14 protein-coding genes are annotated in these 25,288 nt (G+C 69.0%); 6 read left to right on the forward strand and 8 right to left on the reverse strand.

The genetic code is table 11. The features are described 5' to 3' along the window. Positions 1–215 precede the first annotated feature (215 nt). The 3 genes from FHY09_RS11960 (at position 216) to FHY09_RS11970 (ending at position 4,172) form a co-directional block, all read left to right on the forward strand. Positions 216–515 (forward strand): DUF2946 family protein, encoded by a 300-nt coding sequence (locus tag FHY09_RS11960; protein WP_456362797.1) that lies wholly within the window; start codon positions 216–218, stop codon positions 513–515. 185 nt (positions 516–700) lie between these two features. Further along, positions 701–2,740: a TonB-dependent receptor gene (locus FHY09_RS11965; protein WP_166927104.1), complete on the forward strand. Its 2,040-nt coding sequence runs from the start codon at positions 701–703 to the stop codon at positions 2,738–2,740. 1 nt (position 2,741) lies between these two features. Next, positions 2,742–4,172 carry a PepSY-associated TM helix domain-containing protein gene (locus tag FHY09_RS11970; RefSeq protein WP_166927105.1) on the forward strand — a complete coding sequence of 477 codons (1,431 nt, stop codon included), beginning with the start codon at positions 2,742–2,744 and terminating at the stop codon, positions 4,170–4,172. A 67-nt stretch (positions 4,173–4,239) separates the two neighbouring features. Here FHY09_RS11970 and FHY09_RS11975 read toward each other — a convergent pair whose 3' ends face one another. From FHY09_RS11975 to FHY09_RS11990, 4 genes are all read right to left on the reverse strand, one after another. After that, positions 4,240–7,473 (reverse strand): YadA-like family protein, encoded by a 3,234-nt coding sequence (locus FHY09_RS11975; protein WP_166927106.1) that lies wholly within the window; start codon positions 7,471–7,473, stop codon positions 4,240–4,242. Between the two features lie 220 nt (positions 7,474–7,693). After that, complete coding sequence (locus FHY09_RS11980; RefSeq protein WP_166927107.1) at positions 7,694–11,011, reverse strand: ESPR-type extended signal peptide-containing protein; 3,318 nt, start codon at positions 11,009–11,011, stop codon at positions 7,694–7,696. A gap of 206 nt (positions 11,012–11,217) precedes the next feature. Continuing rightward, positions 11,218–12,879: a bifunctional diguanylate cyclase/phosphodiesterase gene (locus tag FHY09_RS11985; protein ID WP_166927108.1), complete on the reverse strand. Its 1,662-nt coding sequence runs from the start codon at positions 12,877–12,879 to the stop codon at positions 11,218–11,220. A 149-nt stretch (positions 12,880–13,028) separates the two neighbouring features. Beyond that, positions 13,029–13,508 (reverse strand): YetF domain-containing protein, encoded by a 480-nt coding sequence (locus tag FHY09_RS11990; RefSeq protein WP_166927109.1) that lies wholly within the window; start codon positions 13,506–13,508, stop codon positions 13,029–13,031. 202 nt (positions 13,509–13,710) lie between these two features. Between FHY09_RS11990 and FHY09_RS11995 the strand changes: the two genes are divergently transcribed. The 3 genes from FHY09_RS11995 (at position 13,711) to galE (ending at position 19,591) form a co-directional block, all read left to right on the forward strand. Further along, entirely contained in the window at positions 13,711–14,358 is a 648-nt protein-coding gene (locus tag FHY09_RS11995) for a hypothetical protein (protein WP_166927110.1), read from the forward strand. A 248-nt stretch (positions 14,359–14,606) separates the two neighbouring features. After that, entirely contained in the window at positions 14,607–18,476 is a 3,870-nt protein-coding gene (locus tag FHY09_RS12000) for a family 1 glycosylhydrolase (protein WP_208407815.1), read from the forward strand. Further along, positions 18,473–19,591, forward strand: a complete 1,119-nt coding sequence (gene galE / locus FHY09_RS12005) for a UDP-glucose 4-epimerase GalE (RefSeq protein WP_166927111.1) — start codon at positions 18,473–18,475, stop codon at positions 19,589–19,591. Before FHY09_RS12000 ends, galE begins: the two co-directional genes overlap by 4 nt. 99 nt (positions 19,592–19,690) lie before the next feature. Here galE and FHY09_RS12010 read toward each other — a convergent pair whose 3' ends face one another. The 4 genes from FHY09_RS12010 to FHY09_RS12025 all read right to left on the reverse strand — a co-directional run bounded on the left by FHY09_RS12010 (position 19,691) and on the right by FHY09_RS12025 (position 25,288). Beyond that, positions 19,691–23,608 carry an ESPR-type extended signal peptide-containing protein gene (locus tag FHY09_RS12010; RefSeq protein ID WP_166927112.1) on the reverse strand — a complete coding sequence of 1,306 codons (3,918 nt, stop codon included), beginning with the start codon at positions 23,606–23,608 and terminating at the stop codon, positions 19,691–19,693. A 191-nt stretch (positions 23,609–23,799) separates the two neighbouring features. Next, on the reverse strand, positions 23,800–24,294 hold the full coding sequence (locus tag FHY09_RS12015) for a fimbrial protein (RefSeq protein WP_166927113.1): 495 nt from the start codon (positions 24,292–24,294) through the stop codon (positions 23,800–23,802). Between the two features lie 10 nt (positions 24,295–24,304). Further along, a complete protein-coding gene (locus FHY09_RS12020; RefSeq protein WP_166927114.1) occupies positions 24,305–24,784 on the reverse strand; it encodes a fimbrial protein in 480 nt (159 codons plus the stop codon). A gap of 9 nt (positions 24,785–24,793) precedes the next feature. Beyond that, positions 24,794–25,288 (reverse strand): fimbrial protein, encoded by a 495-nt coding sequence (locus tag FHY09_RS12025; RefSeq protein ID WP_166927115.1) that lies wholly within the window; start codon positions 25,286–25,288, stop codon positions 24,794–24,796.

Here is a 25,288-nt window from a genome sequence, read left to right on the forward strand (position 1 = left end):
TTCGTTATCGACCCATCCGGTGGCCTAGAATCAAACCAGTGCGCGCGCGTCTCCTCCCCCGTTGGCTCCCTGCCCTGGCCTTGCTCGCCATCGCGCTGCTGGTGCTGGCGCCGCTCGTCAGCCGCGCCCTGCCTCCCGCTGCCGGGAGCGCCGCATCCGCTGCCGTTGCGATGAGCGGGCACGTGAGTGCAGCGGCGGAACCCGCTGGGGCGAGAATGCACGCCCACCACCACCCTGCCCATCCGGTGGGGGCAGCCCATGACGCGGCCACGCCCGTCGCGCATCAGGAGCCGCCGTCGACCGCGGTGGATCCGCATGCGTCGCACGAGATGGGCGTGGACTGTGACTACTGCCTGATCGCCGCCCGCATGATCGGCCTGCTGGTGGCCCTGCTGCTGGTGCTGGTCGCATGGCCGGCCATGGTTCACCGCGACCCCGCACGGCAACCTGCCCTGCGCGTTGTTGTCCCGGGCACGCTCGGTGCGCGGGGACCGCCGCACGCTCTCGCCCGCTGATCCTGCTCCTGCCTGCGCAGGCAGCCCGCCACTGCGTGCTGCTGCTGGCCCGCGCCTGCCAGGCGCGGAGGGCCATGGAGTGCCTGGCAGGGACAGGATCATGCGCGTGACGACGCCCGCCTGACGTGCGGATCCTCTGATCGTTCCGACCCCCGCCGGGTTGGAGCATTTCGATGTCGTGGTCAATGAATACACTTCTCTACAAGGCCTGCCGTACTGGGGCGGGTACGCTCGCGCTTGCGTGTGCGGCCATCGCGCCCCTTTCCGCATCCGCCGGCGACGGCACGGTGCTGACCCTGGGCACCGTGCACGCGCGCTCGGCCGCCGAGCGCGGGCTGACGGCGCACTCGGTCTTCACTTCGGTGGACGTTCTGGGTGGCGATCTGCTGCAGCCGCAGCGCGTGGACCACGCCTGGGAACTGATGATGGCCGCCCCCGGTGTGCAGGTGACGCAGTTCAAGATGGGCACGGATGCTGGCCGTTTCTCCTTTCGTGGGTTCAATGGCGAAGGCCGCGTCAATGCGGTGAAGCTGTTGATCGATGGCGTACCCAGCAATGACAACGCCGGTGGCATGCCTTACCTCGACGCGGTGTTTCCGCTGGACATCAGCGCGATCGAAATCGTGCGCGGTACCAACGATGCACGCCATGGGCTGCATGCCATCGCCGGCGCCGTCGATGTGCTGACCCGGCAGGGCGGCAATGACGGACAGATCAGCGTGACCGCCGGCAGCTTCGGGACCCGCGATGTGCAGCTCGCCAAGGGCGTCGAACGCGGTGCCTGGTCACAGAACTACTTCATCGGCTGGCGCGGCAGTGAGGGGGAGCGCGAGCATGCCGACGGCATCCAGCGCAGTTTCTCGGGCAAATGGTTCTACACCGATCCCGGCGACCGCTGGCGTGCCGGACTGAGCACGCGCTACTACCGCAACCGTGCGCTGGAGGCCGGGTATCTCAGTCATGCCGAGGTGGTCGCCGATCCCCGGCACTCACCGGCCTATGCGCGTGATGACCGCAGCGAGCGTGAGACCCGGCAGTCCGCGCTGCATGCCGACGGCACGCTGGGCAACGACTGGCAATGGACTGCGAAGGCCTACCAGAACGACTACCGCAACCAGCGCTGGGTGACCTTCACCGCCGGTGGCGCACAGCAGGAACGGTTCAACGATGAAACGCACCGCGGGCTGATCCTGGCCACGACCTGGCGGCCCATGACCGGCCTGGCCGAGTTCGTGCTGGATGCCGGCGTGGACGGGCAGTGGCAGGACAACACGGCACGGCGCTACCGGACCGTGGCCCGCCAGCGCCAGGCGACCCTGCGCGACTGGACCTTCGATCTGGATACGCGCGGCGCCTACGTGCAGGCCGTGGTCCGGCCGACCACCGCGCTGAAGATCGTGCCGGCCTACCGCATAGATCACATCGATGGGCACTTCCTCAATGCAGCCAGTGCGACGCGCGCGCCGATCAATGATTACGGGCTGGTCAAGCAGCCCAAGCTCAGCGTGTCCTACGACCTTGCACAGGACGTGGTTGCCTACGCCAACTGGGGGCGCACGTTCCAGATCGGCAGTGGCAACGGGGCGTATCGCACCCAGGCCCGCAGCCTTGCGCCGTCGATCAACGAGGGCTGGGAAGCCGGCCTGAGATGGGCGCCGTTGCAGGGCCTGGACACCCGTTTGGCGTATTGGGAGCAGCGGGCCACGGACGAGGTGGCCACCATCCTGGGCGTGAACGGGGCCATCGGCAGCAACGAGGTCGGCAACGTGGGCGCCACGCAGCGCCGCGGGTGGGATGCGCAGCTGGCATGGCAGGCCGGCACGCACTGGCGTGTCCGCGCCTCGTACTCACGCCAGAAAGCGGTGATCGAAGTGCCGGATCCGAGCGCCCCGCAGACGCGCGGACGCGAGATCGAGAATGTTCCGCGCTGGCTCGCCAGTGCCGGCGTGGACTACCTCCCGAATGCCGACTGGACGTTCAGTGCGTGGGGCAATGGCCAGGGCGACTACTTCGTTGATCGCAGCAATACCCTGGGCCGATACGGCGGCTACACGCTGTTGAACCTCAGTGCCCGCTGGCGTCTCACTGAGCGCGACAGCCTGACGCTGCAACTGAAGAACGCCGCCGACCGCGCCTACCTCTACGCGTGGTACGACAGTGGCTCCTCCGGTTACTCGCCCGGCGACGGACGCGCGTTCTACCTGACCTGGACCCGGGAGATCTGACATGGACACCACGGACCTGCCACGCACGGGGCAACGCTGGAGCGTCTACCGGGCCGTCTGGCGATGGCATTTCTATGCAGGCCTGCTGGTGCTGCCGTTCATTGCGTGGCTGGCGCTGACCGGCGCGGTGTACGTGTACCAGAAGCCGATCGATCGCTGGGTGCACCACGAACTGAAGGTCGTCACACCCTCCGTTGCCGGGGCGGTGCCGGTCAGCACCCAGCTGGCGGCGGTGAGGGCGCTGACGGGCGGCAGCGTGTTCCGCTACACCCTGCCCGACCGCGATGACGCCAGCGCGGAGATCGGCGTCCTGGAACAGGACGGACGCCGCACCAGCTATTACATCGACCCCGGCTCGGGTCGCGTGCTGGGCCATCTGCCGGAAAAAGGGACGTTCTCCGGTACTGTCCGGCGCCTCCACAGTCTCGATGTGCTCGGCGACTACGCCCGGGCGTTGATCGAGATCGCCGCAGGATGGGCGATCCTGCTGGTGCTCACCGGTCTCTACCTGTGGTGGCCGCGTGGCCGGAAGGGCGGTGTCTGCAGCATACGCGGACGCCCGGGCCAGCGGCTGTTCTGGCGCGACCTGCATGCGGTGGTGGGCGCGTGGGTGGGCGTTGTGCTGCTGTTCCTCGCGCTCACCGGCATGCCGTGGTCGGTGTTCTGGGGCAGCCAGGTCAACCGGTTGGTCAACGGCCATGACTATGGCTACCCCGCGGGCGTGCGCGTGGACGTGCCGATGTCCACGCAGCGGCTGGCCGATACCAGCCCACCGTCCTGGTCGCTGGAGCAGGCGCAGGTGCCGGTGTCCACCCCGCCGCATGCGCACCCCGTCGCGGCGGCCGGCCCGACCCCCCATGCAGGTCACGGGGGCGGCGGGCTCGGGGATGTTGCCCCGCAGCCCGGTGCGATCGGGATCGATGCGGCGGTGGCGCGGTTCAACGCGCTGGGTCTGGCGCCCGGATACAGCGTGGCCCTGCCGCGCGGGACGCGCGGGGTGTACACCGGATCGGTGTATCCGGAGCAGCTGGCGTTGCAGCGTGTGGTGCACCTGGACCAGTACAGCGGACGGCCGCTGCTGGACATGCGGCATGCGGACTATGGGCCGCTGGGGCGCGGGCTGGAATGGGGCATCAATGTGCACCTGGGCCAGGAGTACGGCACGATCAATCGGGTACTGCTGATCGTGGGCTGCGTGCTGATCCTGGTGCTGTGTGCCAGTGGCGCGGTGATGTGGTGGAAGCGGCGTCCGGCGGGTGGGCTCGGCGTGCCGCCCTTGCCGCCCCGCCGCCGTGAGGTCGCCGTCGTCTTCGCGCTGTTGTGCGTCGGCGGGGTGGTCTTCCCGCTGGTCGGTGCCTCGTTGCTGCTGGTGGGCCTGTTCGATTTCGTTGCCAGTAGCGGCTGGCGCGCGGCGCGCGGCGCGCAGCGATGAATGCGGGCAGCGGGCTGGACAGGCGTCAGAGGCGTCCCTGCCTCTGCGTCTGCGCAGTGCGCGTCGATCAGTCGAACGCGATGCCGAAGCCCACGTTGAACAGCGGCTGGTCGCCCCGTGCGGCGGAGACGCCGGCGTTGACGTTGTAGCGGCCGCTGCGGCTCCAGCGGGACAGGCCGACACCGAAGGCGGACTCGCCCCGGTAGGTGGCCACGCCGGCATTGAGGGTGACCTTGCCGGGAAGGTTCGGCGTGACCTGGGTCAGCGCGGCCGCCGCCGCGATACCCCGGTTGACCTGGCGCTGGACGCTGCCCATCTCGCCTTCCAGGCTGTCCACCATCGCCTCCACGCGCTGGTCGGTATAGCTGTTCACGTCCGCCATCGCCTCACGCAGCTGGCCCACGTTGACTGCATCGTTCTCGTACAGGCCTGCGGCCACATGGGTCAGCTGGCGCTCGCCACCGACCGAGCCGACCGACACCGTGTCGGCCTGGTCAGCCACCGAGCCAGCGCCCAGCGCGACGGAATTGTCCGCATCGGCCTGGGCGCCAGCGCCTGCGGCCACGGCGCCTTCGCCCCTCGCGTCAGCCGCTGCACCGTCGCCGACGAAGGCGGTATCGGCACTGGCGTCGTAGTACGGCGGGGCCGTGTCCGCGCCGCCGCCACCGCCCTGCCCCGCTCCCTGGAGGGGGTCGACGCGTGCGTCCAGTCCGCCCAGCTGACCCTCGAACTGCTCGCGCAGCGCGGCGAGCTGACCGCCGTTGACCGCCTCGCGGCTGCCGCCGGCGATGCGGCCATCGGCCACGTTGCCCAGCAGGGTGCCGTTCGCCCCGGCGAACATGACCGAACCGCGCAGGCTGCCGGCGGTGTAAGTGATGCCATCATTGACCGCGCCCGCGCCGCCGACCAGGCCGGCGTTCTTCAGCTGGCGCAGGTTCACGCCATCGGTGTCGGCGGTGGCGTCGGCCACGTGAACCACCTGTCGCTCGGCGCCGGCCGAACCCACCGACACACTGTTGTCCCGATCGGCCGCTGCACCGGCACCCAGCGCCACACTGTTCCCGCCGTTGCCGCGTGCGGCGTGGCCCAGCGCGGTCGCCCCGCTGGCATCGGCCTGTGCCGCAGCGCCCAACGCCATTGCGCCCACGCCCTGTGCGGAGGCATCGTCGGTACCGTCGGCCGCGCCGTTCACCTTCAGATAGCGTGCGGCTTCCGGCTGCGCCCCCTGCAGGGCCCTGCTCATCTGGGCAAGCGTCACCGCGTCGTTGGCCTGCGCGCCATCGGCGACGCCTTTCAGCTGGCGGGCGCCGTCGGTGCCGGTGACATCGACCGCCCGACCCGCGCGGTCCGCCGCTACGGTGACGTCGGCCCGGGGGCTGGCCTGCTGCACCAGGCCCACCTGGCCGTCTTCCCATTCGCCCAGCTGCCGCTGGAGCTCGACGATGTCGCCCTCATTGACGCGCACGCGGCCGTCGACGGCAAGCAGGCTGGCATCGGCCGCCCCCAGTGCGCTGCCCGCATCCTGGTAATGGCTGCCCTGCACGTCGTACTGCGGGCCGATGATCTGCCCGGTCGCCGTATCGACGTGCGCACCGCCGCCCAGCGCAGCCAGCGTTGCCTGCAGCTGGCCCAGCGTGACAGCATCAGCGGCCTGGGTACCCGCTGCGACCTGGATGATCTGGCGCCGCACGCTATCGTTACCCACCGACAGCACCTGATCGCGGGCCGCCGTGGCACCTGCCCCCAGCGCGATCGCGTTGTCGCCGCTGGCATTGGCGCCCGCGCCGAGGGCGATCGACTGCTCCCCGGCCGCGCTCGCATCGGCGCCGATCGCAACCGACATGTCCGCACCGGCCTCGGCGTTGCTGCCCATGGCCACGCCCCGGATGCCGTGCAGTTCAGCCGCATCGCTGCCGGTGCCGCTGGCCTGGAAGTAGCGCTGCTGCGTCGCGCCGTCCTGCTTGAGATCTTCCATCGCCTCGCGCTGGCCGGCAACGCGTCCGTCCAGTGCCTGCAGCGCATCGCCCAGGGTCGCGTGCGTGGTGCCATCTATGGCATACGACGGTGCGTCCACCACGGCGGACGCCGTTGCCTGGGCGCCGCCGCCGAGGGCATCGGCCACTGACTGCGCATTGCCCTTGAGCTGCGCGAACGTGACCGCATCGGTGTCCGCAGTGCCTGCGGCCATGCCCCGCAGGCGGCGGGCGCCGAGGGTGCCTGCCAAGCGCACCACCGCGCCATCCTGCTGCGCACCGGCACGCAGGGCGTCGCCGCTGGCTGCCTGCTGCATCAGGCCCATCGAGCCTGCGCCGAACCGGACGGCGACATCGTCGATGGCGGCATCCAGGCGCGACACGCCGCCGTCCAGCGCGCTCAACGCGTCACCTACGGTGGTCTGTGCGCCGCCATTGGCGAGGCTGTAGGTAGGGCCCACGACCCTTCCAGCGGCATCGAGCGCGGCGCCGCCGCCTAATGCATCGAGCCCCCCGCCGAGCTGCTGCAGGTTGACGGCATCGAAGTCCCAGTTGCCGTCGGCCATGTTGACGACCTGGCGCAGGCGCGTGGTGGAGCCGACCGACACCGTGTCGTTGGCCCGGCTGACCGAGCCATCGCCGATCGCTACGCTGTTGGTATGGGTGGCCCGGGCCCCATTGCCCAGCGCGATGCCGTAGCGCCCGCTGGCTGAGGCATTGCGACCCAGCGCCGCGGCGCGTTCGCCGGTTGCGCTGGCGGCCGCGCCGAGGGCGGTCACGACGATGCCGGTGGCATCGGTCTGGAAGCCCACCGCCGTCCCGTTCCAGAGGGCGCGCGAGGACGCGCCCAACGCCGTGGCGCCGCTGGTGCCGCTGCCGTTCTGGCTGTCGGCGCTGGCGCCGTAGCCGATGGCCAGTGCGTTGCTGCCGCGCCCGTAGGCGTTGGCGCCGAGCGTCACGGTATAGTTGTTGTACCCACCGGACGTCGGGCCAGACTGCGCATTGCTGCCAATGGCCGTCATGTTGCTCCCGCTGACGGCGGCGTCCGTCGGATTGGCGCCGGCCGAGACCGCGAAGTAGGTCGTGTCCGCGGCGGCCTGGATGCCCCATGCGGCAGCGGAGTCGGCGACACACGAGGGAGCGCCTTCTGCCGCGACGCACAGCTGTTCGCTGATATCGCGGGCCAGGGCGCTGCTGCTGAGCATCGCAAGACCGACGACGGCGAGCGCGCGGCCGCGGCGGGTCCGCTGGCGGCGTGTGGCCAGCTCGGACGCCACCACCCACTTGCCGATGGCAGCATTCCAGATGATGCGGTAGATGCAGTTCATGGGTTGTCTCCATTCGCGCAGAGCGTCAAGTCAAGGGGTGACTGCGACACACAGGTGATGAGTGAATGCTAGGCAGCCGCGCCTCGTCGGCGTATAGGACGGGTCTGGAACCGGTCCGCCTGCGCCGCGTACAAAGGATCTGGAAATCAGGGCTCTGGACCAGACGGTCGCCGCTTTCCAGACCGGTCCTGCCCGGTCCGGCGCAGCCCGCCGGTCCGAATCAGTCGCCAAGGACCACGCCGACGCCCATGCGGAAGATCGGCTTGTCGCCGCGGGCCATCGAGGCGCCCCCGTTGACGTTGAGGCGCCCGTCGTCGCTCCAGCGCGAGACACCGACGCCCATCGCGGTTTCACTGCGGTAGTTGGCGATGTTGGCATTGAGGGTCGTCTTGCCCGGCAGGTAGGGCGTCATCGGCGCCAGGGCAGCAGACGCGGCGATCCCCCGGTTGGCCTGGCGATTGACGCGGTTCAGGCGCTGCTCCAGCCCATTCCACGCATCCTGCACGCGCTCATCGGTGTAGCCCTTGGCGTCGCTGATACCTTGCTGCAGCTGCCCCACGTTCGCTGCATCCGTGGCCTGCACGCCGGCTGCCACATGAGTGATCTGACGCTCGCCGCCCTCGTGGCCCACCGCCACGGTGTTCTCGCGATCGGCCACCGAGCCTGCCCCCAGCGCCACGCTGTTGTCAGCAGTGGCCTGTGCACCGGCACCTGCGGCGACGGCGCCATGGCCGGCAGCCTGCGCCGGCTGCTCGCCGTCTGCCTCGCCCGGCTGGGGCTTGGCGTCGTAGTACGGCGGATTCTGGCCCGCCCCGGCCCCGGCGCCGGGCGTTCCCGCACCGGACTCCAGGCCCGTCACGCGCGCGTCCAGATCGCCGATCCGCCCCTGCAGTTCGTCGCGCAACGTGGCGATCTGGCCACCATTGACGGCCTCGCGGCTGCCGCTGGCGATGCGGCCGTCGGCGACGTTGCCCAGCACGGTACCGTTGGTCCCGCCGAAGGTCACCGCGCCGCGGTTGCTGCCCGAATCGTAGGTCACCGCATCGAGCAGGCTGCCGTCGTCCGCGACCAGCCCGGCGGCCTTGAGCTGGCGAAGGTTCACCGCATCGGTATCTTCGGTACCGTCGGCTACATGGGTGAGCTGGCGTTCGCTGCCGGCCGCACCGATGGCCACAGTGTTGGCGCGATCGGCGATCGAGCCGGCGCCCAGGGCCACGCTGTTGTCTGCCACGGCCTGGGCGCCCTGCCCCAGTGCCACGCTTGCCTGGCCATCGGCCCGGGCACCGGCGCCGACCGCCACGGCCTGCATGCCGCCTGCCTGTGCATCGTCGCTGCCGTCATTGGCACCCTGCACGCTGAGGTAGCGGTTGCCTCCGGCGCGCACCGCTTCGACAGCGGTCGCCAGCTGGCCCACGTTGACCGCATCGTTGTCTTCGCTGCCGTCAGCCACGCCCTTGAGCTGGCGCATGCCATCGGTGCCGCGGACGTCCACGGCGGTGCCCCCGGTGCCTGCGGCCACCGTGACCGCGGCATCCGGCGTGGCTTGGCGGACCAGCCCGGCGCTGCCTTCGCCCAGCTGCAGCAGGTCCTCGCGGAGGCTGACCAGGCTGCCCTCGTGACGGGTCACGGTGGCATCGAGCGAGGTCAGCGAGCCATCGAGCTGGCCCAGCGCATCGCCCACGTTGTCGAACTGCCCGCCCTGCACGCTGTAGCGCGGGCCGGTCACCGCACCGGTGGTGGCATCGTGGGCGGCACCGCCGCCGAGCCCGGCAACCACCGGCTTCAGCTGCTGCACGTTGACCACGTCAGTGGCCTCGGTCCCGTTGGCGACGTTGATGATCTGCCGCGTGCCATTGCCGCCCATGCCCCAGCCCACCGAGACCACGTTGTCGCGGTCGGCAGTGGCTTGCGCACCCAATGCGATGGAGTTGGCGCCGGTGGCGTTGGCGTTGGCGCCGATGGCGATGGCATTCTCACCGGTGCCGGCACGTGCTCCGGAGCCGATCGCCAGGCCCTGCGCGGCCGTTGCACGGGCACCACTGCCCACGGCGATGGCACGGTCACCGGAGGCGCTCGCCTCGTCATTGACGCCGGACCCGTTGGCCTTGAAATAGCGGCTGCCCTCGTCGAGCGCGTCGCGGATGTCGCTCAGGTCCTGGGCATTGCCGGTCACGCGACCGTCCAGATCGGTGAGCGCCGAGCCCGCATCGCGGTAGGTGGTGCCGCCAATGGCGTACGACGGCGCGATGACCGTGCCATCGGCAGCAACGCGCGCACCGCCACCCAGGGCGCTGGCAACCGACTGGGCCGTGCCCTTGAGCTGCGCCAGGTTGACGGCCTCGTCGTCGGCGGTGGCCGCTGCCACGCCGGCCAGGCGGCGCGTGCCTGCGGTGCCGGTGAAGTCCACCGCGCCGCCATCGGTGCCCGCACCGACGGTGAGATCGGCGCCTGCTGCGGCCTGCTGCACCAGGCCGATGCGGCCCGCATCGATGTCGGTGGTGAGCCGGCTCAGGGTGGTGCGGCTCTGCGTCAGGCCGTTGTCGATGGACGTCAGTGCGCCTTCCACCGTGGTCTGGGTGCTGCCGTCGTTCATGCTGTAGACCGGCCCGGTGATGCTTCCATTGGCGGCTACCGTGGCACCGCCGCCCAGCGTCTGCACGCTCGCGCGCAGCTGCTGCACGATGACGGCGTCGTTGGCCTGCGTGCCTGCGGCCACGTTGACCACCTTGCGGCGCAGGGTCGAGTTGCCAACCGAGACCGTATCGGCCCGGGTCGCCGAGGCACCGCGGCCCAGCGCCACCGCGCCGCTGGCACTGGCCGACGTGGAGCCACCCAGCGCCATGGCGCCCTCGGCCGAGGCGTTGGCCGAGTCACCGAGGGCGACCGTGGCGTCGGCGGTGCCGCCCGCACCACGGCCCAGGGCAACTGCACCGTCGCCGGCCGCTGCCGCGTTGAAACCCACCGCCGTAGCGTTCCAGCCGAGGGCGCTGCTGTTGCCGCCCAGCGCGACCGATCCGGCGACGCCCTTGTCACTCTGGCTCGTGGCGCGCGCCCCATAGCCGATGGCCACGGCATTGTCGCCGCGGGTGGTGGCATTGGTGCCGACGGACACGGCGTTGCTCATGCCGCCACTGGTATCGGCCAGGGCCTGGGCATTGCCGCCGATGGCGATCGATCCGATGCCGTCCGCGCTGGCTGCCGCGCCGCTGGCATTGATCTTCACATACCGGTCGTCGACCACGGCCTGCGTGCCGATGGTGCGCGCCTGCGGACGCGCATCCGCCGCCACGTCGGCCTGGGGCACGCAGTCGCCCGAGGCGTTGATCACGCCCTGTACGCCATCGGCGCGCTCGCAGCGTGCCGGGGCTTCAGCGTCACTGGCGAACGACGGCAGGCTCAGCGCCAGCAGGCCGAGGGCGGCCAGGCGGCTCAGGGTGCGGGCGCCAGCAGCCTTCTTGCGGCGGCCGGTCGCCAGTTCAGAGGCCACCACCCACTTGCCGATGGCTGCGTTCCAGACGATGCGGTAGATGCAGTTCATGATTTTCTCCGTGGCCGCGGGGGCCGATGGGTCGACAAGGTCGAGGGAGGGCCGAAGCCGTTTCCACGGAGAGAATGCTAGGTGGGCAGATGCGTCAGACGTATCGGACGAGGCCTATTCTGGGCGGGGTTGCAGCACGCCGCCTGCGGCAGGCCAGGGCCGGGATGCAGGCTTGCTGTCGAGTCAGAGAACGGTCGCCGAACGTGTCACGCCACCCTGCCCGCTGTCCACGCTGCCGGCTGCAACAGGTGAGCCAGCGGCGCAGGCCGGCCGAGCAGGTAGCCCTGCAGCTCGTCGCAGCCCTGCTCGCAGAGCCATGCGCGCTGCGCCTCCTCCTCCACGCCCTCGGCCACCACGCTCAGCCCCAGCTCGTGGGCCAGGCCGATGAGCGCGGCGCAGATCCGCGCCTGCCGCCTGCTGGAGAAGATCTGCGCGATGAACGTGCGGTCCAGTTTGATGACATCGGCCGGCAGCCGTTCCAGGCAGACCAAGGAGTTGAAGCCGGTGCCGAAATCATCGATGGCCACCTGCACGCCCATCTCGCGCAGCCGTGTGAAGGGCGCGCGCCAGCTGCCATCGTCGTCGAAGAAGGTGGATTCGGTGATCTCGATTCCGATGGATGACGGCGCTACGCCATGGGCGGCACACAGGTCACGCAGGTCATCGGGCAGGTCACGCATGACCGAGGCCACGGCGGGCACGTTGACGGTCACCGTGCAGTCGGTGCCCTGGCCGCGCAGCGCAACGATCGCTTCGCACGCGCGCGCGATGACCAGCCGCAGCAGCGCGCCGCTGAGGCCGGCGCTTTCCACGATGGGAATGAACTCGGCAGGCGATACGGGTTCGCCGTCGAGCTGCCAGCGTGACAGTGCTTCGAACTTGCGCATCGGCGTGCCACCGGGGTCGGTCGATGCCGGGACGATGGGCTGGAAGTGCACCTGCAGCGCGCCTTCGCGGATGGCACGCCGCAGCTCGACCGCCATCCGGCGGCGGCGCCGCGAGTGCTCGCCGAGCGAGGCCTCGTAGCGCGTCGGCTGCGCCGGATCGCTCTCGCTGCCGCGCGAGCGGGCGGCCAGCGCGGCGCAGGCGAGCACCTGCTCCGCCTCGTGGCCATCCTGCGGATACCGGGCAACACCCGTGTGCAGCGCAAGCTGCCACTGCGCGCCTTCGGCCATCACGGGAAGCTCCAGCAGCTGCGCCGCTTCTGCCACGAACGCTTCCACCGCCGGCAGGTCAGCGTGCGCCAGCAGGATGGCATTGGGGGCTTTGAAACCCCACAGCCCTCCCGGCAGCAGCGGCTGCAATGCCGCCACGACCGCACGGGCAACCTCCCGGGACACGCTGTTGCCATACAGGTCGGCGAGCTCGGTCAGCCCCTGCAGGCGCAGGAAAGCGAGCGAATAGCCAGGCGCCAGCCCGCCGTCGTCCAGCGTCTCGGCCAGCGCCTGCGCACTGAGCAGGCCCGTGCCCGCATCGTGTCGCGCCATGTACGCCAGGGTCTTGGTCAACGTGGTGAACGAAGTGACGTCCTCCACCAGCGCCAACCGCAGTCCGCAGCCGGCAGGCAGCAGGTCGACCGTGGTCACGCGCACCTCCAACTGGGCACCTGCACTGTCGATGTGCCGCCACACACGCGGCTGGTTGGCGGCATCGCGCTGCCTGCAGCGCGTCAGGCGGGCCACTTCCACGCAATCCTCCGGCGGCCGGATGTCGAGGATGGTCATCTGCTGGAAGCCCTCCAGCGTGTGCCCGTAACGCGCCATCGCCGCGGGGTTGGCCCAGACGAAGCGCAGTGTGGCGACGTCGTACACCCACATCGGCAGGGGACTGGACTGGAGCAGATGCTGGAAGTTGCGGGGATCGAACAAGGTTCAGCGCTCCAGGGGACAATGGCCCGCCCCGCCCGGCAGCGCCGCAGGGCGACCGGTCGAGGGAGTTCCAATGTTGGATAGCGGCCCCTCGCGGGAAAACCGAAGCCGCCGCTGGGCGCTGCGGGTGTACCGTTCAGGAAGGCGCGTCAGGCATCGCGGCGCTTGTCCACGCTGATCTTCCCCGACGTCTCCAGCATCGCCAGGGCGATGTCCTGGTGCCCGTCGCAGCCGGATTCGCGCATGGCCACGTCCAGATCTTCCGGGGCCACGTTGCAGTGGCGCAGCTGCTGCCAGAACACCTTGCCATCGCGTACCAGCACGACGGGTGCACCCTCGACCCAGGCATGGGCACGGCGGCTGCGGGCGGTCACGAAACCGACCAGCCAGTTCAGCGTGAGCAGCGTTGCCGCAAGGATCAGGCCGCCCAGCAGCGAGGTGTCCTCCCCGATTAGCGAGTTCTGGACGGCGGTGCCGAGCAGCACGATCACCAGCATGTCGAACGGTGCGGACTGGCCCATGGACCGCTTGCCGCTGAGCCGGGTCAGCGAAAGCACCACCACATAGACCACGCTGGCGCGCAGCACGAACTCATACCAAGGCATTCCAAGGTCGAACAGAGGGGTCACGGGGCTCTCCTGCGGGCACGTGTGCGGAGGGATACAAGATCACTCGTCCACGCGCCGTGACTTCGCCCGGGCCTGGCCGTGGCCGCGCTGCGGATGGCACTTCACGGTGACCAAGCGCACCGCGCGGGATCATGCCGACGGCTGGCACGCGCGGGCCAGCGCCCCTGCGTGCCGCCGTACGCCCCACCCGACCAGGTACACGATGCTCCCCACCCTGCTCCACAACGCGCCGCTGATCACCGCCGCCATGACCTGCGTGACCGCGCTGATCTGGATTGTCTACCTGAGCGTGTTCCTGCGCAGTTACCGCCGGCAGCAGCGGCCCTCGATCCTGATCACCTCCGGCGCCGGCAGGGACCTGGAGGCACACTGCTTCGTCACCAACCTGGGGCTTGAACCGGTCTATCTGCTTGACGTGGTGATCGACCTCATCGAACCCGATGGCCGCGTGGTGCGTGCCGTGATCCCCGAGCGCACCGAGCACCGCACGCCTGACCCGGCGCCTGAGGACGAGGACATCCGCCGCGCCACCAACGTGGGCTCGTTGACCAGTGGCGGCGAGCGCGACCTGGGGCGCTTCCGCACGCTCATCGAGCGCGCCTGTACCGAGAATCCCGCGATCCGGGCCGAGGCCCGCTTCGACGGCCTGGAGGTCACGGTGGTTGCTGTCACAGCAAGCCAGGCAGAGCTCTGTGGTGCCTCGCGTGCGTATCGCATCGAGCACCGGGACGACGGCGCGCGGCGCCTGTTCGCCCGCACCATCAAGGCACGCCAGCAGCAGGGCTGGTTCGCCCGGCGCAAGCTCACCCGTCTGCTCAGCGAACAGTTGGCCGCCCGCAGCGACCGTTGAACACGGTGCGGCATCGCGTGCGGCGCTGAATTCTTCATGCGCAGTGCAAGCTGTATGGGCACCCCTCGCGTGACCCTCACTCCACAGGGTGCCTGCCCTCACGGCCAGGCGCGTAGCGTGGACTCATCAGATCGCCGAACGATGCCCACTTCCGGGCCGGCAGGTGTGTTCGCGTAACAGGTGATTCCTCACACGCAGCACCACTCGCCCTGCGTTGCAGGAGCCTTCCCGATGTGGATTTCCGTGACATGTCCGGTGCATGCGGTGCACGCCATGCGCGCAAGGCGGGCTGGTACATGAGGTGGGTGGGCGGCTTCGAGGGCGCGGACCACATCAACGGCCAGGGTGTCGCGCTGGACATGGTGCGCGACAGCGGCCACCTGGCGCGCCTTGATGTGGATTATCGCCGCCTGCGCCGACTGGGCTTCACGGCGGTGCGCGAAAGCATCGGTTGGCGCCTGTGCGAGACGGCAGCAGGCTTTGATTTCAGCACGCTGCACGCCCGCATGCAGGCTGCGCAGCGCCAGGGCCTGCAGATCCGCTGGACACTGATGCACTACGGCGTACCCGCTGACGTGGATCTGCTGGACGGCGATGAAGCCACGTTCATCCACCGGTTCGAGCGCTTCTGCAGGGCCTGCGCGCAGGCGCTGGAGCGGTATCCCTCATCGGCACCGCGAATCATCACGCCCATCAATGAAGCTTCATTCCTGGCATGGGCAGCGACCCACACCGGATTGTTCCAGCCTGGCACGGGGAACCGCAGTGCGGACGCCCCGCGCCTGAAGACGCGCCTGATCAAGGCCGCGCTGGCGGGGTGCCGCGCCTACCGGAGCATCGACCCGGCCGCACGGATGATGTGGGTGGAACCGCTCATCCATGTCAGTGCGCCCCAGGGCGACCCCGTCCTGCGTGCCGAGGCGAAGACGTGGCGGGAGGCCCAGTTCGAGGTACTCGATGCGCTGACCGGGAGGTCGCGGCCGGAGCTGGGTGGCGGTTCCGGGTGCGTGGACCTGGTGGGCGTCAACTATTACCACGGCAATCAGTGGGAAGCGGGCAGCCACCGCCCGCTGCACTGGCATCACGCCGATCCCCACCGCGTTCCGCTCTCGCGTCTGCTGGCCCAGGTGCAGCAGCGCTATCAGCTTCCCATCACCCTCAGTGAAACCAGCCACGTCGGTGGAGGCCGTGCCGCGTGGCTGCGCGAGATCACCGCCCAGGTCCGTCTGGCCGCCGAGCGCGGCATCGTCGTCGAAGGGATCTGCCTGTACCCGGTCGTGGACCGACCGGATTGGGAAACCGCGTCCCACTGGCACCGCAGCGGCCTGTGGGACATCGATCCGCAGGCCATTTTCAGGCCGCCCAGGCTCGTGCGCGATTACGCGCAGGCCCTCATTGAATCGCGCCGGCTGCTGGCCGCGCCCGCTCCCCTCCTCACTGGAAATCCCACCATGAACCAACTCCTCGTCTTTTCCCACCTCCGCTGGGATTTCGTCTACCAGCGCCCGCAGCATCTGCTGTCGCGCCTCGGACAGCGCTGCGCGGTCGTGTTCTTCGAAGAGCCGGTGTACGCGCCTGACCAGGCTCCGTGGCTGGAGGTGCTGCATCCGTGCATCGGGGTGACGGTACTGCGGGCGCATACGCCCATCAACGAGCCCGGGTTCGCCGACGCGCAGTTCCCGCTCCTCAGCGCGCTGTTGCATGCCTGGCTGGACGAACACCGCGAGCCGGGCATGGCGGTGTGGCTGTACACCCCGATGGCGCTGCCATTGGTGCAGGACCTGGCGCCCGATGCGGTCGTGTACGACTGCATGGACCAGCTCGGGGCGTTCAAGAATGCCCCCGAACGCCTGATGGATCGCGAACGTACGCTGCTGGACATGGCCGATGTGGTGTTCACCGGCGGGCCGTCGCTGCAGGACGCCAAGGCCCCGCGCAATCCCAACGTGCTGTGCTTCCCGAGCAGCGTGGATGTCGCCCATTTCGCACAGGGCCGGCGCCCGGTGCTGGCTGCGGGCGGCACTGCGGCGCCGCGGCTGGGCTTTTTCGGAGTCATCGACGAACGCCTGGATCTGGAACTGGTCCAAGCGCTTGCCCGGGCGCATCCGGAGTGGCAGGTCGAGCTTGTCGGGCCCGTCGTCAAGATCGACCCGGCAACCCTGCCCCGTGCGGCGAACCTTCATTACCTGGGGCAACGCGACTACACCGAACTTCCGGCACTGATCGCGCAGTGGGACGTATGCCTGCTGCCCTTCGCCATGAATGCCGCCACCGCCTTCATCAGCCCCACCAAGACGCTTGAATACATGGCTGCGCACAAGCCGGTGGTGTCCACGCCGGTGCGCGATGTCATCCGCCTGTATGCCGACGGCGTGCAGGTCGCCGGGACGGTGGACGCCTTCATCGACGCCTGTGAGCGTGCACTCCAGGAAGACGCTGCCGCGCGCGATGAGCGGATCGCCGTGCAGGACCGGCTGACCGCGGCCACGTCCTGGGACCAGACGGCCGTTGCCATGGCCGGTCACGTGCTCGCTGCGATGGCCGCCGGGCTCAATCCGCGCGCCAGGGCCTACCTGGCAGGTGACCAGGTGTTGAGCATGGAAGAGCCGCCGGTACCGTGCCTGATCCTCGGTGCCGGACCGACCGGATTGTCCGCTGCCTACCACTACGGTGCCGGCAGCGTGCTGGTCGAGCGTGAGAAGACCGTCGGAGGCTGGTGCCGCTCGCTGGACGACCAGGGCTTCCGCTTCGACCATGCCGGCCACATCATGTTCTCCAATGATGCGGATGTGCTTGCGCTCTACCAGACGCTGCTCGGCGACAACCTGCATTGGCAGAACCGCGAGGCGTGGGTCTACAGCAAAGGCGTGCACACCCGCTATCCGTTCCAGGGTGCGCTGTACGGGTTGCCGCCGGCAGTCCTGAAAGAGTGCCTGGTCGGCGCGATCGAAGCCCGCTTCGGTGCCCTCGACGGCGGAGGCACCCCGCCCTCGGCCGCGTCCGCCAGGCCTGCTCCGGCCAGCCCGCGCACGCTGGGCGTACAGGCCGCCAATGATTCCGGCGACTGCTGTGCGGACGGTGCCGTGCCGGACATGGCCGGCACGGGCGATCCGAAGGACGCCGCCCCGGCAGGGTCGGTCGCCCCCTTCGCGCGGCGTGGCGCACCGGCCAACTTCGAGGAGTTCATCTACCAGGTGTGGGGTGCCGGTGTGGCCAAGCACTTCGCCGTGCCATACAACACCAAGCTGTGGACGGTGCCCCTGCGTGAAATGGAGACCTCCTGGCTCGGTGGCCGCGTTCCCATGCCGAACCTGGATGAGATGATCGAAGGCGCGCTCGAGCCGGTCTCCGCACCGGTGGGCCCGAACGCGCGCTTCGGTTATCCGCTGCACGGTGGATTCCAGGCACTGATGGATGGCTTCCTGCCGCTGCTGGAAGGCCGGCTGGCGCTGGAAAAGACGGCCACGGCCATCTCCGTACGACGTCGCCAGGTGACGTTCTCCGACGGCCAGCGCATGCGCTGGCAGCATCTGGTGAGCACCCTGCCGCTGCCGGAATTCGTGCGGCTGATCGGCGATGAAGCGCCCGAACGCGTACGCCAGGCCGCGGCGGGCCTGCGCCACATCTCGGTCCGCTGCGTGAACCTGGGCATCGGCCGCGAGCACCTCACCGACAAGCATTGGATCTACTACCCGGAAGACACGATTTTCCATCGCATCTTCGTGCAGGGAAATGCCAGCCCGCACAACAACCCGCCGGGCGGCTTCGGGCTCACCTGCGAGATCACGTACTCACCGACCAAGCCGCTGCCAGTGGACGGCGATGCGCTGATCGAACGCTGCATCCGCGAGTGCATCGACGTGGGCATGATGCGCACGGACGATCCGGTGCTGACCGCCTCCATTGTCGACATGCCCTATGCGTACGTGCTGTATGACCATGCCCGCGCGGCCAACGTGGAGACCATCCGCAGCTGGCTGCTGACCTACGACGTGGTGCTCGCCGGACGTTACAGCGAATGGGAATACTACAACTCCGACCACGCCTTCCTCGCCGGCCGGCGCGCCGCCACGGACGTGCGCACGTCACTGGCGCAGCGCAAGGCGGGGGCTACATGAGCGCGCTCGCCGACGGTGCCACCCCCGCTCCGCTGATCCTGGTCACCGGCGGCACCGGCTACATCGGCTCGCATACCTGCGTGTGCCTGCAGGCCGCCGGCTATCAGGTGCTGGTGGTGGATGATCTCAGCAACAGCGATGAGGGCGTGCTTGATGCCATCGCGGCCATCAGCGGTACGCGGCCGGCGTTCGAATGGGCCGACGTGCGCGATGCAGCGGCGATCGATGCAATCGTTGACCGCTACCGCCCCATCGCCGCCATCCATTTCGCGGGCGTCAAGTCGGTCAGTGAATCGGTGCGCACGCCCTTGAAGTACTACGACATCAACGTCAACGGAACGCTCGCGCTGCTGGCGTCGATGTCGCGGTGTGGACCGCCGTGCATCGTCTTCAGCTCGTCGGCCACGGTTTATGGCGAGCCGGACGCGCTGCCGCTGCAGGAGAACCATCCGCTGCGCCCGCAGAGTGCCTACGGGCGCAGCAAGATGATGGTGGAGCTGATCCTGGGCGATGTCTGCGGGGCGGACCCGCTTGCCTCGGCGGTCACGCTGCGCTATTTCAATCCGGTTGGCGCGCATCCGGGAGGCGGGCTGGGCGAATCGCCGTTGGGCATTCCGGAGAACCTGATGCCCTACCTGGGGCGGGTGGCCAGTGGCGCCGCGCCCTTGCTCAGCGTGTTCGGCGATGATTACCCGACACCGGATGGCACCTGCGTGCGCGACTATGTACACGTGATGGACCTGGCCGAGGCGCACGTGGCGGCCGTACGGCTGGCGTTGCGTGCGCCCGGACTGCGGGTGGCCAACGTCGGCACGGGCGCGGGTGTTTCCGTACTCGAACTCGTCCACGCCTATGCAGTTGCGTGCGGCCATGCGCTGGACTACACGGTGGCGGCACGACGGCCCGGCGACGTGGCGTGCTATTACGCCGATACACGGCGTGCCCTGCGCCTGCTCGGGTGGTCGGCCCAGCGTGGCGTGGCCGAGATGTGCGCCGATTCGTGGCAGTTCGTCCGCAGCACCGCCGCCAGAACCGCGCCCATGCCGCTGCCGGTGCCGCACGTGCCCTTGCCAGCGCTCCCAGGCCGGGCAGGCGTTGTGCCGGCAACGAGCTGAACCGTCTCCCCGTGCAGTGAAAACTGCAGCGCCTGACAAAAACGAAGGGCTGGCACATCACGTGCCAGCCCTTCAGCGTCCATGCGGGGATTGCGGGCGTTACCAGCTGAAGCCCGCACCGGCCGAAACGCTCTGATCGCTGCCGCTGAACGCGCCACCCAGCGATACAGACACGTTCTTCTTCTCGCCCAGGATGCGCTGGTAGCCCACGGCCAGGGCGGTGCGGCCGTTCTGCGCGCCGACGCCGGCGCCGACGCGGTTGTCACCGCTGAGGCCTGCCGTGTTCAACGCCATTCCGGCGTAGGCCGCGCTGATCGCACCCATCCGGTCGATGCGCTTGTCCACGGCCTGGAAGCGGCTGTTGGACCAATCGCGCTCAGCCTGGAAGCGGTCTTCCATCTGGCCCAGGTTGACGGCATCGGTGGGCCGCGTGCCGGCGGCCACATTGCCGATCACGCGCTCGTGTCCCGGCGAGCCGACCGACACTTCGTTGTCGCGGTCGGTGGTGGAGCCGGAACCGATGGCGACCGAGTCGCGGTTGGCTGACGACGCGCCGTCACCGATGGCCACCGAGCCTTCGCCGATCGCACCGGCACCGCTGCCGATCCCGATGGCGCCCGTGCCCTCTGCCTTGCTGTTGTCGCCGATGGCGACCGATCCCTGGCCTGCGCCCGGCGAGGTGCCAGGGCCGCCCGTGCCAGGGTTTCCGGCAGCGCCATCATCCAGGCGCTGCTCCACCACGCCCACGCGGCCATCCAGCGCCGCCCAACGGGTTTCCCAGTCCGCCTGGACCTGCCACAGCTGGCCGCCGTTGATCGCTTCGCGGCTGCCAGCGGCGATCAGGCCGTTGCCCAGATTGCCGATCACGGTGCCCTGCGTACCGCCCAGCGTGGCACGGTCCAGCGACATGTCGTCGTAGACAATGGCGCCCAGTGCCCGGCCATCGTTCGGGTCCACCAGGCCGGAGGCCTTGAGCTGGGCCACGGTGGCGGCATCGGTATCCGCCGTACCGTTGGCCACGCCGCCGACGCGACGCGGGCCCTCGGTGCCGGCCATGTCGACCCGGGCACCGCCCTGTGCGCTGCCCACGTTGATCGTTCCGGCGGTGCTGTCATACTGCACGATGCCCGCCGCGCCGCTGGAGAGGTTGGTCACCTGCTGATCCAGCCGCGTGATGCTGCCCTCGTTGAGGGTGACGCGGCCATCAAGGTTGACGACGTCACCTTCGACAGCGCCAACGCGATCATTGGTCGCCTTCAGCTGTGAACCGTTGACGGCATCGTCGCTGTCATCAGCCAGGCGTCCAGCGGCCACGTGGGTCACGACCCGGTTGCCATCAGTACCGCCCACGTCGACGACGCGGCCATTCTGGCCAGCCGCCACGCTGACCACGCCCGTGCTGGCGTCGTGCGTGACCAGGCCGATGCCACCGGCGGCGAGCTGGTTGACCTGCGTGCTCAGATGGCTGATGTCGCCCTCGTTGGTCGTCACACGCGTATCCAGGTTCACCACATCCCCCTGCAGCACGCTGATGCTGTTTTCCGTCACCCCGAGGCGCTCATTGGTGGCATGCAGCTGGCTGCCGTTGACGGCCTCGGTGCTGGTCGCCGAGACATCCCCGGCGGCCACGTTCTTCAACACCGTGCCGGACGTACCGCCGAAGGTCACGGCGGACTTGTCGGCCCCGTCGTAGACTACGGCGCCGTCGATGGCATCACCGATCAGACCCATGTCATCGCGGATCCCCTGCTCGGTGGATTCCAGCTGGGACACATTGACCGCGTCATGGGCGGCCGTGCCGTTGGCCACGCCGCTGAGCACGCGGTCACCGGCGGTGCCGGTGAAACTCACCGAGGTGCCGTCGGTCGCACCCGCCACGCTGATCGCACGGGTGGTGGCATCCTGGCGCACCAGGCCCACGCTGCCCGCATTGAGGTCGCCCACGAGCTGGGTGACACGGCCATCGACGGTGGTGACGCGACCATCGACGGTGACGATGTCGGACGCATTCTGCGCCACCTGTTCGTTGGTGGCATGCAGCTGGCTGCCGTTGACGGCCTCGGTGCTGGTCGCCGACACATCCCCGGCGGCCACGTTCTTCAGCACCGTGCCGGACGTGCCGCCGAAGGTCACGGCGGACTTGTCGGCCCCGTCGTAGACTACGGCGCCGTCGATGGCATCACCGATCAGACCCATGTCATCGCGGATCCCCTGCTCGGTGGATTCCAGCTGGGACACGTTGACTGCGTCATGGGCAGCCGTGCCATTGGCCACGCCGCTAAGCACACGGTCGCCGGCGGTGCCGGTGAAACTCACCGAGGTGCCGTCGGTTGCGCCGGCCACGCTGATCGCACGGGTGGTGGCATCCTGGCGCACCAGGCCCACGCTGCCCGCATTGAGGTCGCCCACGAGCTGGGTCACACGGCCATCGACCGTGGTGACGCGACCATCGACGGTGCTGATGTCGGACGCATTCTGCGCCACCTGTTGGTTGGTGGCATGCAGCTGGCTGCCATTGACGGCCTCGGTGCTGGTCGCCGAGACATCCCCGGCGGCCACGTTCTTCAACACCGTGCCGGACGTACCGCCGAAGGTCACGGCGGACTTGTCGGCCCCGTCGTAGACTACGGCGCCGTCGATGGCATCACCGATCAGACCCATGTCATCGCGGATCCCCTGCTCGGTGGATTCCAGCTGGGACACGTTGACTGCGTCATGGGCAGCCGTGCCATTGGCCACGCCGCTAAGCACACGGTCGCCGGCGGTGCCGGTGAAACTCACCGAGGTGCCGTCGGTTGCGCCGGCCACGCTGATCGCACGGGTGGTGGCATCCTGGCGCACCAGTCCCACGCTGCCCGCATTGAGGTCGCCCACGAGCTGGGTCACACGGCCATCGACGGTGGTGACGCGACCATCGACGGTGACGATGTCGGACGCATTCTGCGCCACCTGTTCGTTGGTGGCATGCAGCTGGCTGCCGTTGACGGCCTCGGTGCTGGTCGCCGAGACATCCCCGGCGGCCACGTTCTTCAGCACCGTGCCGGACGTACCGCCAAAGGTCACGGCAGACTTGTCGGCCCCGTCATAGACCACGGCGCCGTCGAGGGTGTCACTGATCACCCCCATGTCATCGCGGATCCCCTGCTCGGCGGACGCCAGCTGGGCTACGTTGACCGCGTCAGTGCTCTGGGTTCCGGCCGCCACGTTGACGACCTGGCGCTCGCTACCCGCCGCGCCAACCGACAGCGTGTTGGCCCGGTCCGCGACCGCACCGCGGCCGATGGCCACGGCATCGACGGCAGAGGCGGCAACGCGTGCCTGCGAACCTACCGCCACGCCATTGTCTGCGCCTGCTTCCACGGTGGCGCCTGTGCCCAGGGCGGTGGCAGCCACGCTGGCGGCATTGGCATTTTCGCCGAATGCGGCAGCGTTGACGGCAGCGGCCTTGGCGCGGTCACCGATGGCTGTCGCGGTATCGGCCGTTGCGGCCGCGTCAGTACCCAGCGCCGTGGCGCGCACGCCTGTCGCAGTGGAACCGCCGCCCAAGCTCAGGCTGTAGTGCGCTGTGGCAGCCGCGTTGTAGCCCAGCGCGACGGAGTTGAACCCGTCGGTCCTGGACCTGTCACCGATGGTGACGTTGGCGGTGCCATTGGCGATGGTTCCATTGCCGATCGCGACCGACCGGGGACCCAGCGACTGCGAGCCGGGGCCAATCGCCACCGAATCGGCGCCCGATGCGGTGCCGCCGTCAAGCCCGCCAAGCGTGCCGATCTGGCGTGCCGAAGCATGTTCATTGTTTGCCGCGGCGCACAGCCCCTGTGCGTCGCGCTCGCCCGCCAGGCCATCCTCGGTACGGCAGGCCTCACCGGCCAGCGCGGTACCCGCCGCCAGGCTGAGCGCGACGGCCAGCACGGCGCGACGGCCACCCGTGCTCTTGCCGCGTGCACGGGTCAGTTCAGACGCGACCATCCAACGGCGGGCCGTCTGATTCCAGACGATTCGATAGATCTTGTTCATTGCACTTTCCTCGTAGTGGATAACGTGCTCGCGTTGCGGCCGGGGTGGCCGCGCGATGCGTCCTGCTCGAGGTCAATGCTCCCGTCGGCATGGCCTTGGAACCATGGGACTGGTCTTAAACGACACGTGTGTCGATAGACGGCGCGTGCGGGCACGACTGCCCTGCGAGCCCGGCCCTGCATGAGGTGCGATCAGTTGTAGGTCATCGTCACGGTGATCGGCCGGCTGGCCTGCCCGGCCGCTACGGTCGATGCGCTCTGTGCAAAACGTGCCCGGAACGGATGAGACCCGGCGGCGGTGGCACGTTGTACCGTCATGCCGGGACTCACCCGCTGACCCGAATCCGTTTCCTGCAATTCGATCCCGATGCCGGCGACACCCTGGAACAGGCTTGTATCGGCTGCATCCGTCGCGCCGTCGAAGCGCAGTGCCACGCGGGTCACCAACGGATCACACTGGCTCACTACAACGTTCACCGGCACGAACGGCGTGACGTACGCGCCAGTGAACTGTGTGGCGCGGTAGGTCCCCAGATCGACATCATCGATGGCGATCCGACACACGCCCGGCAGGATGGTCCCGGTCACCAGGAAATCGGCCGTGGACTGCGCGGCCGCGCCGCCGCTCGCCGCACCCAGACAGGACACCAGCAGCATGGCGGCCGGCCGGCCGGAATACAGAGCCATCGCAAGATCCTCAGTTGTAGGAAAGAGTGACCGTGACAGGACGTGTCACCCGTCCTGCCGACACGGACGCGGCCGACTGCAGGAAACGGGCCCGGAACGGGTACACCCCCGCTGCAGTCACAAACTGCGTGGACCCGCCGGGGGCGATCGGTATGTTGGTCCCGCCGACCGCACGGACCAGCTCGATCCCGACCCCGGGAACGCCCTGGAACAGGGACGCGTTGTTCGGATCGGCGTTGCCGACGAAGGTCATCGCCACGCGCAGCACAAGGGGATCGCAGTCGCTGACGGTGCCGTTGAAATCGACGTACGGCGTGCCGTAGCTGCCGGTGAACAGCGATGCCTGGTGCGAGCCGAGGTCGACATCGGGGAACGCGATCTTGCACACGCCGGGCAGAATCTCACCGGAGGCAGTGAACGTCTGACTGTCCTGCGCCTGAGCCCCCGCAGCGGCACAAAGCAGTCCGGAGAACAGAATGGCACGGATCATGAAGTGACCTCAGTTGTAGGTGATCTGGACGGTGATGGGCGTACGGATGGTGCCTGCCGTGACAGTGCCGAGCTTGACCAGGCCGGCCCTGAGCGCATAGACACCTTGCTCGGTACCGTTGGTGAACCAGTCAGCGGCGCGCTGGTTGGGTCGGACCGGGCGATTGGCCGTGTCGCTGATGCGGACGGCCAGGCCGGTCACGCCGCCCGTATCGGGAATCGCGAAGTAATTCGCGCTGCTTGCATCAACCGCCCCCGTCAGCATGACGTGCAGGGTCAGCAGTTCATTCGGGCAGCGGCTGCGCTTGATCTCGAACGGGACCGGCGTGGGCGCACCGAACCTGTCGAACGACGGCGCCTCGAACGTGCCTACGTCCACGTCCGCGACACTGATCTGGCAGGTTCCGGGCTGGAAGCGGCCGGTGAAGCGCACTGTAAGATCGGCGGCCTCCACCGTCGGGGCAGCCAGGACGAGCAGCAGTGCCGGTAATGGCCAGGCGCGCAT

This window comes from Xanthomonas sp. 60, assembly GCF_011761925.1.